General features: G+C 38.6%; 13 protein-coding genes and 1 pseudogene. 12 read left to right on the top strand and 2 right to left on the bottom strand.

What is annotated here, in order from left to right; genetic code table 11:
- Positions 1–46: 46 nt before the first annotated feature.
- Together hemW and CYP64_RS00560 are read right to left on the bottom strand one after the other, a co-directional pair.
- Entirely contained in the window at positions 47–1,093 is a 1,047-nt protein-coding gene (gene hemW / locus CYP64_RS00565; protein ID WP_103648286.1) for a radical SAM family heme chaperone HemW, read from the bottom strand.
- 53 nt (positions 1,094–1,146) lie between these two features.
- Positions 1,147–2,031 carry an AraC family transcriptional regulator gene (locus CYP64_RS00560; protein ID WP_103648285.1) on the bottom strand — a complete coding sequence of 295 codons (885 nt, stop codon included), beginning with the start codon at positions 2,029–2,031 and terminating at the stop codon, positions 1,147–1,149.
- 142 nt (positions 2,032–2,173) lie between these two features.
- On the opposite strand from CYP64_RS00560, the pseudogene CYP64_RS00555 reads away from it, so the two are divergent.
- From CYP64_RS00555 to cmoA, 12 genes and pseudogenes are all read left to right on the top strand, one after another.
- Positions 2,174–4,084: pseudogene (locus tag CYP64_RS00555) on the top strand (TonB-dependent receptor domain-containing protein).
- A 1-nt stretch (position 4,085) separates the two neighbouring features.
- The gene (locus CYP64_RS00550; RefSeq protein ID WP_103648284.1) at positions 4,086–5,183 is read left to right on the top strand and encodes a PepSY-associated TM helix domain-containing protein; all 1,098 of its coding nucleotides are present in this window, start codon (positions 4,086–4,088) and stop codon (positions 5,181–5,183) included.
- Between the two features lie 63 nt (positions 5,184–5,246).
- Positions 5,247–5,711: an RNA pyrophosphohydrolase gene (locus tag CYP64_RS00545; protein ID WP_021091471.1), complete on the top strand. Its 465-nt coding sequence runs from the start codon at positions 5,247–5,249 to the stop codon at positions 5,709–5,711.
- Positions 5,711–6,913: an aspartate kinase gene (locus CYP64_RS00540; RefSeq protein WP_103648283.1), complete on the top strand. Its 1,203-nt coding sequence runs from the start codon at positions 5,711–5,713 to the stop codon at positions 6,911–6,913. Before CYP64_RS00545 ends, CYP64_RS00540 begins: the two co-directional genes overlap by 1 nt.
- Positions 6,913–7,455 (top strand): HobA family DNA replication regulator, encoded by a 543-nt coding sequence (locus CYP64_RS00535; protein ID WP_103648282.1) that lies wholly within the window; start codon positions 6,913–6,915, stop codon positions 7,453–7,455. The genes CYP64_RS00540 and CYP64_RS00535 overlap by 1 nt, the downstream gene beginning before the upstream one ends.
- The gene (locus CYP64_RS00530; RefSeq protein WP_103648281.1) at positions 7,456–8,076 is read left to right on the top strand and encodes a DNA polymerase III subunit delta'; all 621 of its coding nucleotides are present in this window, start codon (positions 7,456–7,458) and stop codon (positions 8,074–8,076) included.
- The gene (gene folP / locus CYP64_RS00525; RefSeq protein WP_103648280.1) at positions 8,073–9,212 is read left to right on the top strand and encodes a dihydropteroate synthase; all 1,140 of its coding nucleotides are present in this window, start codon (positions 8,073–8,075) and stop codon (positions 9,210–9,212) included. The genes CYP64_RS00530 and folP overlap by 4 nt, the downstream gene beginning before the upstream one ends.
- 24 nt (positions 9,213–9,236) lie before the next feature.
- On the top strand, positions 9,237–10,097 hold the full coding sequence (locus tag CYP64_RS00520) for an NADAR family protein (protein WP_103648279.1): 861 nt from the start codon (positions 9,237–9,239) through the stop codon (positions 10,095–10,097).
- A gap of 41 nt (positions 10,098–10,138) precedes the next feature.
- Positions 10,139–12,082, top strand: a complete 1,944-nt coding sequence (ligA, locus tag CYP64_RS00515; RefSeq protein ID WP_103648278.1) for an NAD-dependent DNA ligase LigA — start codon at positions 10,139–10,141, stop codon at positions 12,080–12,082.
- Positions 12,072–12,785 (top strand): 23S rRNA (cytidine-2'-O)-methyltransferase TlyA, encoded by a 714-nt coding sequence (gene tlyA / locus CYP64_RS00510; protein WP_103648277.1) that lies wholly within the window; start codon positions 12,072–12,074, stop codon positions 12,783–12,785. Before ligA ends, tlyA begins: the two co-directional genes overlap by 11 nt.
- Entirely contained in the window at positions 12,751–13,644 is an 894-nt protein-coding gene (locus CYP64_RS00505) for a bifunctional riboflavin kinase/FAD synthetase (RefSeq protein ID WP_002939474.1), read from the top strand. Before tlyA ends, CYP64_RS00505 begins: the two co-directional genes overlap by 35 nt.
- A complete protein-coding gene (gene cmoA / locus CYP64_RS00500) occupies positions 13,641–14,345 on the top strand; it encodes a carboxy-S-adenosyl-L-methionine synthase CmoA (protein WP_103648276.1) in 705 nt (234 codons plus the stop codon). The genes CYP64_RS00505 and cmoA overlap by 4 nt, the downstream gene beginning before the upstream one ends.
- Positions 14,346–14,394 lie beyond the last annotated feature (49 nt).

Raw genomic sequence — 14,394 nt, 5'->3', positions numbered from 1 at the left:
TTTAAGCTTTGTATTTTATCTTGACTTTGCTCAAAATTTTATAAATTCACCCTTCGATAAAGAGTGCAATTTCGTCGCTTAATAAGAAATTTGGATTATAAAATTTACCGTTTTTAAGATCAAGTTTTTTATTTTCCACAAGCAAATTTGCTCTGTTTAGCTGTGATTTATTTAAGCGAGTAGCATCTACTCCGACTATGCTTCTAAGCCCTAAAAATATATGCTCTCTTGCTAGCTCACTCTCGTTTAAAATTTCCTTTTCTCTATATGTTGGTTCGGCGATGTAAACATCTATGTTATTCTTGGCGTAGTGTCTGGTGCCATCCACAAAACCCACGCTAAAAGCCCCTACACCAAGGTAGTTTTTGCCTTGCCAGTAGCCAAGATTGTGCTTGCAAATTTGACCAAAATTTGAAATTTCATACTGCTTAAAACCAGCAAACCCAATTTGTTCTATCATAAATTTAGCCAGGCTGTCGCTATCCTTTTTATAGCTTTTTTTGCCAAAAAACGGAGTATTTTCTTCAAGTGTGAGCGAGTATGCGCTAAGGTGAGTGATATTAAGATCTTTTAAATTTGCCACTTCAGCTAAAAGGCGTTTTTTAGTATCAAATTTGGTGTCGTAGATGAGGTCTAAATTTATGCTCTCAAAGCCAGCTTTCTGGGCATTTTCTACGGCTTTAAAAATTTGTTCTCTACTGTGAATGCGACCAAGAAATTTAAGCTTATCTTCAAAAAAACTTTGAGCTCCAAAGCTTATGCGATTTGCCCCTAAATTTTTTACATGCTTTAGCCAAGCAAGGCTTGCTGAGTTTGGATTTGCTTCAAGTGTGATCTCGGTTTCTGGTGTGCAAAGAGGCGTTAAAATACTAAAAATTTCATCATAAAATTTAGCATTTACCGCGCTTGGTGTGCCTCCACCAAAAAATACGCTTGAGATTTCTTTTACATTTTGGCTTTTTAGCTGAAAATTTAAATCAAGGCAAAGTGCCTTAAAATAGGCGCTAACCTTGTTAAATTCGTCGTCACTTGAGCCAAAAGCACAATAAGGACATTTGCTTTCGCAAAATGGCACGTGGATATAAACTTGCAAATTTCTCTCTTTAAAATTTTGGCGATTATAAGAAATTTGGCATTTATAGCAGTTTAAAAGTAGCTTTTGGTCTTTAAGAGTTTACTTGGCAAAAAGCCAAAATTTATCTTAAAAATTTTTGCAAAATGTGCAGTATTCGCGTAGCCTACGATATTTGCGGCTTCTTTTATGCTGATATCATTTTGCTCTAAAAGAGTAAAAGCTAGCTTTAGGCGCTCTTTTGCTAAGAGTTGATAGATCGTATCTTTGAAAAATAGCTTAAAATTTTTCTTTAGCCAAAAGTCATTTGTGCCACAAAGATGGGCTAGTTCCTTGATGCTTGGAGGATTTTGCATACGGCTTAATAAGATCGTTTTAGCCTTTAAAAGAGTCTTTTCTTCGTCACTGCTAAGTGAAATTTCGCTCTCTTTTTGTATTTTACTTTTATAAATAAGCTCTAAAATTTTTGACTCGGTAAAAATTTCCCTCATCGCGCCTTCATATAAATTTGTCGTATCAAGTTCATTCAAAACGCAAATTTGAGCTAAATCTTTTTTATATTTTAAAAGCTCAAATTTATCATCAAATCTAAGTCCAGCAAATATCTCAAGCTTATTTGCATAGCTTTCGTCAAAAAGTAGTGTTTTAGTCTTATAAAATTTATTTTGATACTCAAAGACACCTTTAAAATCGTCATTAACAAGCCCAATGCAAAATTCATCTTTGTTTAAAATATACTCTTTTCTATCAAGCTTAAAGCAAAGATCGTTTTTATCCTCATTAAACATTAAAAATAGATATTTTTTAGACTTGTGACGATCTCTTTTTATCCTACCATTACATAAAATTTCACTTTTTAGATAGCTGATGCCGCTGCTTTGCTTGAAAAACTCCACGCTTACTTGTTTTTCCTTTTGAGATATCTTTCTCGTTCCATATTTTTTGTCTAAATTTATCATTTTATCCCTCAAGCATTAAATTTAATCCCTTTAGCGTTATGTATGATATTGATAACGATTATTTAATTTTAGTAAAATATGCATTAAATTTTTATAAGGAGTTTTTGTGAAAAGTGCATTAAAAATTTCTATTTGTGCGGCAATTTTTATAAATTTACCTCTTTTTGCAAATGAAGATAAGGTTCTACCAGAAGTTAAAGTAGTGAGTGCGACAGGATTTGAGCAAAATATCAAAGACGCACCAGCAACGCTTAGTGTTATAACCAAAGAGGCATTAGAAAAGAAAAATCACAAAGATATCGAGAGCATGACAAAGGATATCCCAAGTCTTTTTGGGACAAGTCCCGCAGCGGCAAATAGACGAGGAATTTCTATACGTGGATTCTCTCCAAGATTTACTAAAATTCTAGTAAATGGCATGCCAGTACCAGGCGATAACGCCTATAAAGGACTTAGAAGTGTTGGAGGCTCATATAGTTTCATTCCGCCAGCAAGTGCGATAAGCCGTATCGAAGTAATACGCGGCCCTATGAGCTCGCTTTATGGAAGCGATGCACTTGGTGGAGTTATAAATATCATTACAGATGAGTTTAGTAATGAATTTGGTGCAAATCTTGGCTCAAGCTATAAATTTGCAAGAAATAAAAATATAAGCGGTGAGTTTTACAATAGCCTTTATTTGCACTCTGGACTAATTGATGATGTTTTAAGTGTTTCTGTTTATGGTAAAAATTTAAATAAATCAGAAGATAAAATTTCTTATGCAATCAGAGAGCAAAAGGATAGAAATTTTGGTGCAAAGCTATTTTTTAAGCCAAATGAAAATAATGATCTTATACTTGAGCTTGCAAGAAGCGATGTGAAATATAAAAGAACTAAAGGCAAAACACTATCAACTGGTACTAACTCGGTTGCTAGCGAGAGAATAGAGGGAGATATGATAAATTTAAGCCACGAAGCAAGGCTTGATAATATCTTGCTTCAAAGCTATTTATCTTATGGCAAGCTAAAAGAGACAGCTCAACAAAATTTGACGTTAAAGACTCTAAATTTTGATACAAAAGGCTCATATTTTACCGATAATAATACCTTTACATTAGGACTAAACGCTAAAAAAGAAAAGCTTGACGAAAAGGCTACCACAGCAGATGCGGCAAATGTAAAAAGGTATGATGTTTCGCTTTACGGCGAAGATGATTATCATCTTACAAAAGACTTTATCTTAAGTACTGGTATTCGTTATAACTACGATGAAAACTATGGATCGCACGTTTCACCAAGAATTTATGGCATCTATAGCTTAAACGACTTTTTCGCCTTAAAGGGTGGAGTTAGCACAGGTTATGCAACACCCGATATCAAGCAACGCACACAAGATCTTGCGTTGCCATTTGCTGGAGGACGCGGAGCACAGCTTGGTAGAAGCAGCCTTAAGCCAGAGACAAGCGTAAGTTATGAATTTGGTGGCGTTTATAATAATAATGAAGGTTTTGAAACGTCTTTAACTGGCTTTTACACAAGTTTTAAAGATATGTTAAGCTATAACCCTATCTGCTCAAGAGGCAGCGTTTGTATGCATAAAGGTAAAATTTATCCAAATGGTATTTGGGAGAGTATAAATATCGGCAAGGCTGAAATTTACGGAGTTGAGCTAACAAATGAGTAGCAGGTGACAAATGCTCTTAGACTAAATCAAAGCTATGTTTATACAAAATCAAAACAAAAAGATGGACCAGAAGCTGGTAAAACCTTAAACAACTATCCGCTTCATACATTTAAATTTGGAGCGAACTACGAGCTAAATAGATGGCTAAATTTCTGGTCACAGATAAATTACTATGGTAGAACTAAAAACTCTTTTAACTATGCTAATGATATGGGAGCTTACGTTATTGCGGATCTTGGCATAAACTACAATGTAACTAAAAATTTCAGCCTAAACCTAAGCGTTTATAATCTCTTTAACGAGTTTTTTACGACAAGATCAAACGGATATGATATCTTAATAGCCGATGGGCAAAAGATCGAACTTGGCTTTAATCTAAAGTTTTAAAATGTTTAAAATTTGGCGAAAATTTCACTTAATTTTAGCTCTTATCTTTGCTTTACCGCTTTTGATAATCTCAATTAGTGGAGCAATTATTTCGTATCACGATGAGATAATTGAAGCTTTTAGTAAAGATGAGATAGACATAACGACTAATAAAAGCGCTTTAAAAATAGATGAAATTTTAAAGGTCTTTAATAAGACTTGGCCAAATTTTAACCTTAGTTATATAAAGATAAAAGGCGAGGCAAATAGAGCTTATGTAGTAAGTGGCACAAGCGAGAGTGGCGAGTTTAAGTCATTCTTTGTAGATCCTTATACGGGCGAGGTAGTCTCTGAAAACAGTGTGGAAAAATTTATAGGGCTAGCTTTAAATTTACATAAAAATCTAGGACTAGCTCTATTTAAAAATGAAAATTTATCTAAATTCGCAAGTGAGCTAGTGGCGATTTCAACGCTTGCACTACTTGTGATTTTATTGACTGGAGCGTTTATACAATTTTGGAGATTTAGAAGCAAATTTATTAGTGCCTTTAAGCTAAACCTAAAGGCAAAGAAATTTGCGTTTTTATATTCACTGCATGGATTTTTAGGGCTTTATTTGGGAGCCATTTTGCTTATTATCTGTTTTAGCGGTCTATACTTTTCTTATGAGAAATTTGCTCTTTTTATAAATCAAATTTGTGGCGAAGAGAAGGTCTTTAAAAAGCCAAATTTTACTAGTAAAAATGGTTTTAGCCTAAATGATGAGCAAAAGGTAGAAAATCTTCAAAAAGCTTATGAAATTTTTACTTTAAAATTTGGAAATGAGTTTGATGCTTTAAATTTTATTCTCAATAAAGACGGCGTAAAATTTATGATCTTTTACTTGCCAAAAGGCGCTAGTGAGAGTAATGGCGTTAGGTTTGTAGTCGATACGGCAAGTGGAGAAATTTTAAAAAACACCATGCCAAAATCTTTTGAAATTTATAAATTTATGCTTGATTTGCACGCTGGATATACATTCGGAGAGGCTGGAAAATTTATCTTTTTTATGGCTTCTTGTGGAGTTGGCGTGCTACTTTTTAGTGGCTGTGTGATTTACTACAAACGTCGTAAAAAGTAGTCTTATTTATCTATCTCTTAACTCTTTTTAGTTATTATCCCAAATAAAATTTTTGGAAAAATCATGCAAAAAAAATACAGACCAAATGTGGCAGCTGTTATTTTGTCTAGCTTGTATCCATTTAAATGTGAAATTTTAGTCGCAAAAAGGGTGGATATGGATGATATTTGGCAGTTTCCTCAAGGCGGAATAGACGAAGGTGAGAGTCCAAAGCAGGCTTTAAAAAGGGAGCTTAAAGAAGAGATCGGAACTGATAAAATCGATATCTTAGATGAGTATCCGCAGTGGCTAAGCTACGACTTTCCAGCTAATGCGGCAAAGAAATTTTATCCATTTGATGGACAGACGCAAAAATATTTTTTGGTTAGACTTAAAAATGGTGCCAGCATAAATTTAAAGACAGAGCATCCCGAGTTTAGTGAATATAAATTTGTAGATTTTGGTAGAAGTTTAGAGGGTATAAATCACTTTAAAAAGCCTATTTATGAAAAGGTTTTGAGTTATTTTAAAGAGAAAGGATATTTTTGATGTTGATCGTTCAAAAATTTGGCGGAACTAGCGTAGGAACACTTGAACGCATCGAAGCTGTGGCAAATAGAGTCATTGAGACAAAAAATAGCGGTGCAGACGTAGTTGTGGTAGTTTCTGCGATGAGCGGAGTTACAAATCAATTGGTTGAATATAGTGAGTATTTTTCAAAACACCCAGATGGCGTCGCCACTGATATGCTTTTAAGCTCTGGAGAGCAAGTAACGACCGCGCTTTTAACGATCGCACTTAATGCAAAAGGCTATGCGTGTGTAGGTATGACAGGTGCGATGGCGGGCATTATTACCGATGATGTACATACAAAAGCTAGAATAGAAAAGATAGATACACAAAGGCTAAAAGCTGAGCTAAAAGCTGGCAAGATCGTGGTTGTAGCCGGTTTTCAGGGCATAGATGAAAAAGGCGATATTACGACACTTGGTAGAGGCGGCAGTGATCTTAGTGCAGTTGCATTAGCAGGGGCGCTTGATGCTGATCTATGCGAAATTTTTACCGATGTTGATGGCGTTTATACGACTGATCCAAGGATAGAAAAAAAGGCAAAAAAACTTGAGAAGATAAGCTATGATGAGATGCTAGAGCTCGCTTCTGCTGGAGCAAAGGTACTACAAAATCGCTCAGTCGAGCTAGCAAAAAAACTAAATGTAAAACTCATTACAAGAAGTAGCTTTAATCACAACGAAGGTACATTAATAGCAAAGGAAGATGACAATATGGAAGCAGTTTTAGTAAGCGGAATAGCACTAGATAAAAATCAAGCAAGAGTAACACTAAGAGGCGTAGTTGATAAGCCTGGCATTGCAGCAGAAATTTTTACAGCTTTAGCTCATGAAAATATAAACGTAGATATGATCATCCAAAACGTAGGACATGACGGCACTACAAATTTAGGCTTTACAGTGCCGCAAAACGAGCTTGAGCTAGCAAAAGAGACTATGCAAAAGCTCTCGGCTGCAAAACATATAGAATTTGATGACGCGATCGTAAAAGTTTCAGTTATTGGCGTAGGCATGAAGAGCCATAGCGGCGTAGCATGTTTAGCATTTGAAACGCTTGCAAAAGAAGGTATAAATATCCAAATGATCTCAACAAGCGAGATAAAAATTTCAATGATCGTTGATCAAAAATATGGCGAGCTAGCGGTTCGCGTACTTCATGATGCTTATAAGCTAGATAAATAATGCAAGATTTTATTCAGTGGACGTTAAAGGCTATTAGGGACGAAGGCCCTTTGATGAGCTGGATGGAGGAAAGGCGTGTTGAATGGACGCCTTTGCTCGCATCTAGGCTTAAATTTTTACTTGAAGGAAGGGCTTTTATAACTATAAGTGATGAAGAGCGAAGATGGTTTGAAATTTATCTTTTAAAAAAGATGAACTATTCAAAAAGCATAAGGCCGTTTTTGCCATTTTTTAGCCTAAGATCGCTTTATCCATCGCTTGATGAGATAGAGACAAATGAGCAAAAGCAGCTTCTAAAAGATATGCTAAGTCTTGCTTTTCCAAACGGTTACTTGTTTTTTTATATCGGAAAGAGCCTTGATAAATATGCGAATTTAGCTAAAAGTGATGAGGATAGTTATATGTGGCTATTTGACGAGCAGGCGCAAAATAGCTTTACTCTTAGCTCGAGCGATGAAAATTTAGACATTAAACTAATAAGTCTTTGCAAAATTTTTGATAAAAGCATCGATGCGGCGCTCTTTGCAAAGGTGATACTCTAAATGCTTAATAAAATCGTCGTTACAAGCGATTTTGAAAGTTTAAAAGCCAAGCTTGAAAGCGAGTTTGGCATAAATAATTTAAGATTTTTTATAAGCGATGATTTTTTGCTAGAAAATGCAAAGGAGGTCATCGCAGAAGCTTACATTGCTGAAAAAGATGAAAAAATTTTAGTAATACATGCTAATTCTTTTAGGACAGAGGCTCAAAACGCACTTTTAAAGATCATCGAAGAGCCTCCAAGAAATATCAAATTTATAATAGCAACACAGAGTAAAAATTTACTTCTACCAACGATTAGATCAAGAATGCTCATAGAAAATAATCTCACAAAAAAGCCAAAAATAACTCTTGATCTAAACTTAAAAACACTTAGCCTAAAAGAGATAACAAGCTTTATCGATCAAAAGATCGCAGACGAGCAAGCTCAGAAATTTGGCAAAAACGAGCTAAAAGAGCTTGTTGGCGTTATCGTGACAAAAGCAGTTGATGCTGGGTATAAATTTAGCGGCGATGAGATGGATTATTTTTTCTCGCTTATAAAGCTAGCAGATCTAAATGCCAAGTCTCACGCCGTGCTAACACCACTACTGCTTACTATATTTCAAAAAGGACGACGTTGAAAATTTATAAGATAAATAACAAAAGTAACTTTGATGAAATTTGCAAAGCCATCTCGCCAAGCCCTGCTGGTGTGAAGCTCATGCATGAAAAGAGCGAGATAAATTTTATATTTATAGATGAGATAAAAACCCCAGCGGCAAATATTCTAAAGCAAGATGCTCTAAGCGTTGGAGCTGAGCTTGTGACGCATAAAGATACGATTTTGGGTCGTGAGAGTCTAAACAAAGCCTTACTAATGGCGACAAATGCACAACTTGGGCAGCTAGCCAAAAAAGAGAAGTTGCAAGACTTTGGACTTAAAAATTTAGCAGCCTTTTTAGAGACAAAATTTATAAAGCCAACAAAGCCTCTTATAATGGGCGTTGCAAACATAAATACAGATAGTTTTAACGAGCAAAGCCACATAAATACGCAAAATGGCATAGTAAAGATTGAAAGTATGATCGAAGCAGGTGCGGACTACATCGATCTTGGCGGCGTTAGCTCAAGGCCAGGGAGCGAGTATTGCGGACGTGAGGAGGAGTTTAGGCGCATAAAAGATATCATAGAAGAAATTTACAAGCTAAATTTACACGAAAAGGCGAAATTTAGCCTTGATAGCTTTGATGAGTATTGCTTAGAATTTGCTCTAAACCACGGCTTTAAGATGATAAACGACATCACGGCAAATGCAAATTTAGCCACGCTTGCTGCAAGATATGACGCCCAGTTTTGCATGATGCACATGCAAGGAGACCCTGCTACCATGCAGATTGCGCCAAAGTATAATGACTTAATTGGCGAAATTTCAGACTTTTTTGAGCAAAAGATAGTCCTAGCAAAGGAGCTTGGCGCTAAAAAGATAGTGCTTGATGTGGGTATCGGTTTTGGTAAGACGGCTGAGCAAAATTTGCTGCTTATTAAGCATTTGGAGCATTTTTTGAAATTTGGCTACCCGCTGCTAGTTGGTGCTAGCCGCAAATCAGTCATAAATCACTACTATAAAAGCGAGGTTAAGGAGCGCTTGCCAGGCTCACTTTATCTGCATCTAAAAGCCTTCGAAAATGGCGCGCAGATCATAAGAACGCACGATGTGGCCGAGCACAGACAGCTTTTTAATATGCACGAGGCGATGAGCCAAGCCACGCTTTGGTAGGGCGCTTGGCTAAAAAGAGGCTAGATGAAAAATTTATTGCCGCCACCTTGGATCAAATTTCCCCAGATTGCTCCCTTTTCTATCGGCTGGAGGATGGGCTGCGGCGAGGATTATAAGTTTAAATTTAATGAGTGGCTAAAAACGCTAAGTCAAGATGAAAAACGTCAATACGAGCAGCTCTTTGCCGAGCCTGCGACGTGGCGTGGATACTGGGATGAGAGGCTAGGCTTTGATGAAAGCACGCTTTTTATCAAGGATGATTTTGTCACCGACCTTTGGGAGCGTGAGCCTAGATATGAGTTAAAGTGGCTTAAAAAGCGCTATAACGCTGGCAAGTCGGATAAATTTCTCTTATTTTGGGGTCATCAAAAGAGCGCAAATTTAAGCGCAAGCTGCCTTAGTCAGTGGTATGGCTCTAGTTTTTGGCAAGATGAAACTAAATACATTTGCGCCGAGCAATATATGATGGCTAAAAAAGCCGAGTGTTTTGGCGATAAAGAGGCTTTGGAACAAATTTTATCCGCCAAAGATCCAGCGCAGATGAAGGCGCTTGGCAGGCAGGTGCGTGGCTTTGACGCTAAGGTCTGGGACGAGGTCAAATTTGGTGTCGTGCTAAATGCGAGTTATCTAAAATTTAGCCAAAATGCCCCTTTGCGAGAGTTTTTGCTCTCGACAAAGGATAAAATTTTGGTTGAGGCAAGCCCAGTTGATAAAATCTGGGGCATAGGTTTGGCCGCAAGCGATGAAAATGCGCAAAATCCTATGAAGTGGCGCGGGCAAAATTTACTTGGCTTTGCGCTGATGAGAGCTAGAGATGAGATAGCAAAGGTCTATAAAAATGTCCATCTTTGTGACGCAAGAGAGCTAAATTTGGATCATTTATAAAGTATGTTTAAGATAAAATGCGGTGTAAATTTGGAGCAAAAATGACAAAACAAGAGTACGAACGAGCGATAGATACGCTAAATGTGTGGGCAAATGCCTACTACGACGATGATGAGCCGCTTGCAAGCGACGAGGAGTATGACGCGCTCTATCACGCAGTGTTGGCCTTCGAGCAGGCAAATCCAAGCGAAATTTCTATCTTTTCACCTACAAAACGCGTGGGCGGTACTGTAAAAGAAGGCTTTAGTAAGGCCAATCACATCAAGCGCATGTGGAGTATGGAAGATATCTTTGATCTTGGCGAGCTTGATGCGTGGCTAAAACGCGGCGAGAAAGAAAATTTAACTTTTGTAGCCGAGCCTAAATTTGACGGAGCGAGCCTAAATTTACTCTATGAAAATGGTGTTTTAGTTAGGGCGATAACTAGGGGTGATGGCGTTACTGGTGAGGATGTGACACAAAATGCAAGGACCATTAGCTCGGTGCCAAATAGCATTAGCTACAAAGGACTTATCGAAATTCGAGGCGAAGTCGTCATAAGAAAAGATGACTTTGAGCTTCTAAACGCAGAGCGCGCAAAAAATGGCGAGGCGTCGCTTTCAAACCCTAGAAATGCAGCTGCCGGAAGCCTAAGACAGCTTGATAGCGCAGTCACTGCTAAAAGAAAGCTGCTTTTCATACCGTGGGGTGTAGGCGAGCAGAGCCTTGGGCTAAAAGATCACAGCGAGGTGATGAAATTTGTGCGTGATCTTGGCTTTGAAAGAGATGATTTTTTTAAAATTTTAACAAAGGATGAGCTTGAGGCTGCATACAACGAGCTTTTGGCAAATCGTGACTCAAAAAGCGTGATGATGGATGGTATGGTGATACGTGTAAATGACCTTACGCGCTGCGAAGAGCTAGGCTATACGGTCAAATTTCCAAAATTTATGGTGGCGTTTAAATTTCCAGCCATTGAAAAGGTGACTAGGCTAAGAGATGTTGCACTTCAGGTTGGCAGAAGCGGCGTAGTAACACCTGTTGGTGTGCTTGATGAGGTAAATATAGATGGCGCAAATGTAAAATCCGCTACGCTTCATAACTTTGACGAGATCGAGCGCCTTGGCGTCATGAAAAACGACTACATCGGCATCATCCGCTCAGGAGATGTGATACCAAAGATCACAAAGGTCTTTAAAGATAGGCGAGATGGCAGCGAGCAAGCGATTGATAGGCCTAAATTTTGCCCAGTTTGCGGCTCGCACCTGCTTGATGAAGGGGTCTTTGTAAAGTGCCAAAATTTAAGCTGCAGGGCAAGAGTGGTGGGCTCAATAATCCACTACGCATCGAAAAAATGCCTAAACATAGATGGCCTTGGCGACGCGATCGTAAATTTGCTATTTGATAAAGGACTAATTTTCTGCATAAAAGACATTTACGGCCTTAAATTTGATGATCTCATGGCGCTTGAGGGCTTTAAAGAGAAAAAGGTAAATAACCTTTTAAACGCTATCGAAGCCAGTAAGGGTGCGGAGCTTTCGCGCTTCATCACGGGGCTTGGCTGCGAGCACATTGGCGAAGTGGCAGCTAAAAAGCTTGCAAGTAGCTTTGGGCTGGGCTGGCTTGATGCTAGTTTTGAGGAGCTTGTCTCGCTTGAGGGCTTTGGCGTGGAGATGGCAAATAGCCTAATTGACTTTGCCGAGGTAAATAGAGCAGAAATTTTAGCTCTTAGCCAGATCGTGCAGCCAAGCGTGGCGCAGGTGCAAAGCGTCTCAAACGCGCTAAGTGGCAAGACGGTCGTGATAACTGGCACGCTAAGTCGCCCAAGAGATGAGATAAAGGCCGAGCTTGAGAGTTTTGGCGCAAAGGTTTCAAGCTCAGTTTCTAAAAAAACGGACTTTGTTTTAGCTGGCGATGAGGCTGGCAGTAAGCTTGATAAAGCAAATGAGCTAGGCGTGCGAGTGATCGATGAGAGCGAATATGAGAGGCTAAAACTTGAGGTTTGATAACTACGTCGCAAGCGTTTTAAACATAAGCAGAAACAAGGCGAGTGAGCTCATTAAATCTGGCAAGGTGCTAACAAATGGCGAAATTTGCACCAAGGTTTCAAGCGAGGTTAGTGAGGCTAAAATTTCGCTGCTTGATGAAATTTACGTTGGGCGAGGAGCTTTGAAGCTAAAGAGCTTTTTGGAGACGGTAAAATTTGATCTAACTGGCAAAAATGCGCTTGATATAGGTAGCTCGACTGGTGGCTTTATGCAAATTTTGCTTGAGCGTGGCGTAAAAAGCGTGACTGGTGTGGATGTTGGCACTGATCAGTTAGATGCCAGTCTAAGAAGTGATGAGCGAGTAAAAATTTATGAGAAGACCGATATAAGAGAGTTTACCAAGCAAGAGCAAGATAAATTTGATCTAATAACCTGCGATGTTAGCTTTATCTCTTTAGCTGAAATTTTGCCTGCTATTTGTGAGCTAGCAAGTGGGAATTCGCTCATTATCACACTCTTTAAGCCACAATTTGAAGTGGGTGTTGGCGTAAAACGAAATAAAAAAGGCGTCGTCACTGATATGAAAGCTATAAATTTAGCAATGAAGAGGTTTGAAGTGATGGCTAATGGCTTAGGATTTAAAATGATAGCTTGCAAAGAGTGCGAAGTAAAAGGGAAAGAGGGAAATGCCGAATTTTTCTACGCTTTTAACAAAAGATAACATCACTGCCGTTGCGATCGGGCACTTTGACGGCGTGCACAGGGGGCACAAGCAGCTCTTAAAGCAGCTTGGCGAGTTTGGCGGACTTGTCGTCATCGACAAAAATAAGGCAAACATAACGCCAAAGCTAAAGCGAGCCGAGTACTCAAACTATCCTTGCTTCTTGTATGATTTTGAAAGCATAAAAGGGCTTAGCGGTGAGGAATTTATCGCACTTTTAAAGAGGGATTTTAAAAATTTAAAAAAGATCGTTGTTGGATTTGATTTTAGATTTGGCAGAAACAGAGCGTGGGACAAGCACGATCTGAAAAGGATTTTTGATGGCGAGGTAGTCGTCGTTGATGAGGTTTGTTATGACGGCATGGGCGTGCATAGCTCATCAATCAGAGAGCTGATACGCCAAGGCAACATCGATGAGGCAAACAGGCTAATAGGCAGGGAGTACTCAATCGAGGGCAACGTGATAAAAGGGCAGGGCATCGGCGCAAAAGAGTTGGTTGCTACGCTAAATTTAGATATAAAAAGCTATCTTTTGCCGCGTGAGGGCGTCTATGCGACAAGAACGAGGATGGGCTCATACACCTATGGCTCGGTCACTTTTATAGGCAACAGACTTAGTACGGATGGAAATTTTAGTGTCGAGACGCACATCTTAGACGAGGTCGCGCCAAAAGTAACGAAGCACGTTGCCGTTTGCTTCATAAAACGCCTAAGAGATAATAAAAAATTTAATAATCTTAGCGAGCTAAAAGAGCAGATAAAGCGTGATATAAACGAGGCTAGACAGTGCGTGGGCGTGTGCGATCTCTTTTTTGGAGAGACGATGAGATACTTTGATGGATACGGAGCTGGCATATGAGAGATGAAATTTTTAAGGAGCCTATAAGCAAGCAGTTTGAATTTGATGACTTTGTGGCGAGCGTTTTTGATGATATGATCTCGCGCTCGGTGCCATTTTACGACGTGAGCTCAAATCTAAACGCAAAGCTGCTAGCTAAAATTTTGCCAAAAGATGCAAGTGTATGCGACCTTGGCTGCTCGACGGCAAATAGCCTACTTTTACTAAATAACCTTAGAAACGACCTCGTGCTAAGCGGTGTGGATAACTCTGAGGCGATGCTAGCAAATGCCAAAAACAAGGCAAAGGCATATGGAGCAAAGATAAAATTTTTGCTTGATGATATTTTAAAGTGTGAGCTAGCGGGCTTTGATGCAGTTTTGGCAAACTATACTTTGCAGTTTATCAGACCGCCAAAAAGGGCCGATCTAGTGCAAAAAATTTATAACGGACTAAATGAAAATGGAGTCTTTTTGTTTAGTGAAAAGATCATCTTTGAGGATAAAAAGCTTACTAAAAGCGTCATAGAAATTTACGAGGACTACAAGCAAGCGCAAGGCTACTCACGCTACGAGATCGCTCAAAAAAGAGAGGCGCTTGAAAATGTGCTGGTGCCATATACTGAAGAAGAAAATAGAAACTTAGCCCTAAATGCTGGCTTTAAGCGTGTCGAGAGCACATTTAAATGGGGAAATTTCATGAGCTTTTTGGCGTTTAAGTAAATTTAAAAATATCTGCTTTTGTATTTAAATATAAAATTTAATCACAAAC

This window comes from Campylobacter concisus (assembly GCF_002913945.1).
In the GTDB taxonomy this organism is placed as follows: domain Bacteria; phylum Campylobacterota; class Campylobacteria; order Campylobacterales; family Campylobacteraceae; genus Campylobacter_A; species Campylobacter_A concisus_P.
The sequence above is the reverse complement of the archived record's forward strand: the minus strand, read 5'-3'. Positions and strand labels throughout refer to the sequence as shown.

Bases quoted from the DNA above. Each gene is read 5' to 3' on its own strand.
- CYP64_RS00520 (WP_103648279.1), top strand. From the start codon at position 9,237: ATGAAAAATTTATTGCCGCCACCTTGGATCAAATTTCCCCAGATTGCT.
- CYP64_RS00505 (WP_002939474.1), top strand. From the start codon at position 12,751: ATGCCGAATTTTTCTACGCTTTTAACAAAAGATAACATCACTGCCGTT.
- ligA (WP_103648278.1), top strand. From the start codon at position 10,139: ATGACAAAACAAGAGTACGAACGAGCGATAGATACGCTAAATGTGTGG.
- CYP64_RS00550 (WP_103648284.1), top strand. From the start codon at position 4,086: ATGTTTAAAATTTGGCGAAAATTTCACTTAATTTTAGCTCTTATCTTT.
- CYP64_RS00560 (WP_103648285.1), bottom strand. From the start codon at position 2,031: ATGATAAATTTAGACAAAAAATATGGAACGAGAAAGATATCTCAAAAG.
- CYP64_RS00530 (WP_103648281.1), top strand. From the start codon at position 7,456: ATGCTTAATAAAATCGTCGTTACAAGCGATTTTGAAAGTTTAAAAGCC.
- CYP64_RS00540 (WP_103648283.1), top strand. From the start codon at position 5,711: ATGTTGATCGTTCAAAAATTTGGCGGAACTAGCGTAGGAACACTTGAA.
- CYP64_RS00535 (WP_103648282.1), top strand. From the start codon at position 6,913: ATGCAAGATTTTATTCAGTGGACGTTAAAGGCTATTAGGGACGAAGGC.
- cmoA (WP_103648276.1), top strand. From the start codon at position 13,641: ATGAGAGATGAAATTTTTAAGGAGCCTATAAGCAAGCAGTTTGAATTT.
- CYP64_RS00545 (WP_021091471.1), top strand. From the start codon at position 5,247: ATGCAAAAAAAATACAGACCAAATGTGGCAGCTGTTATTTTGTCTAGC.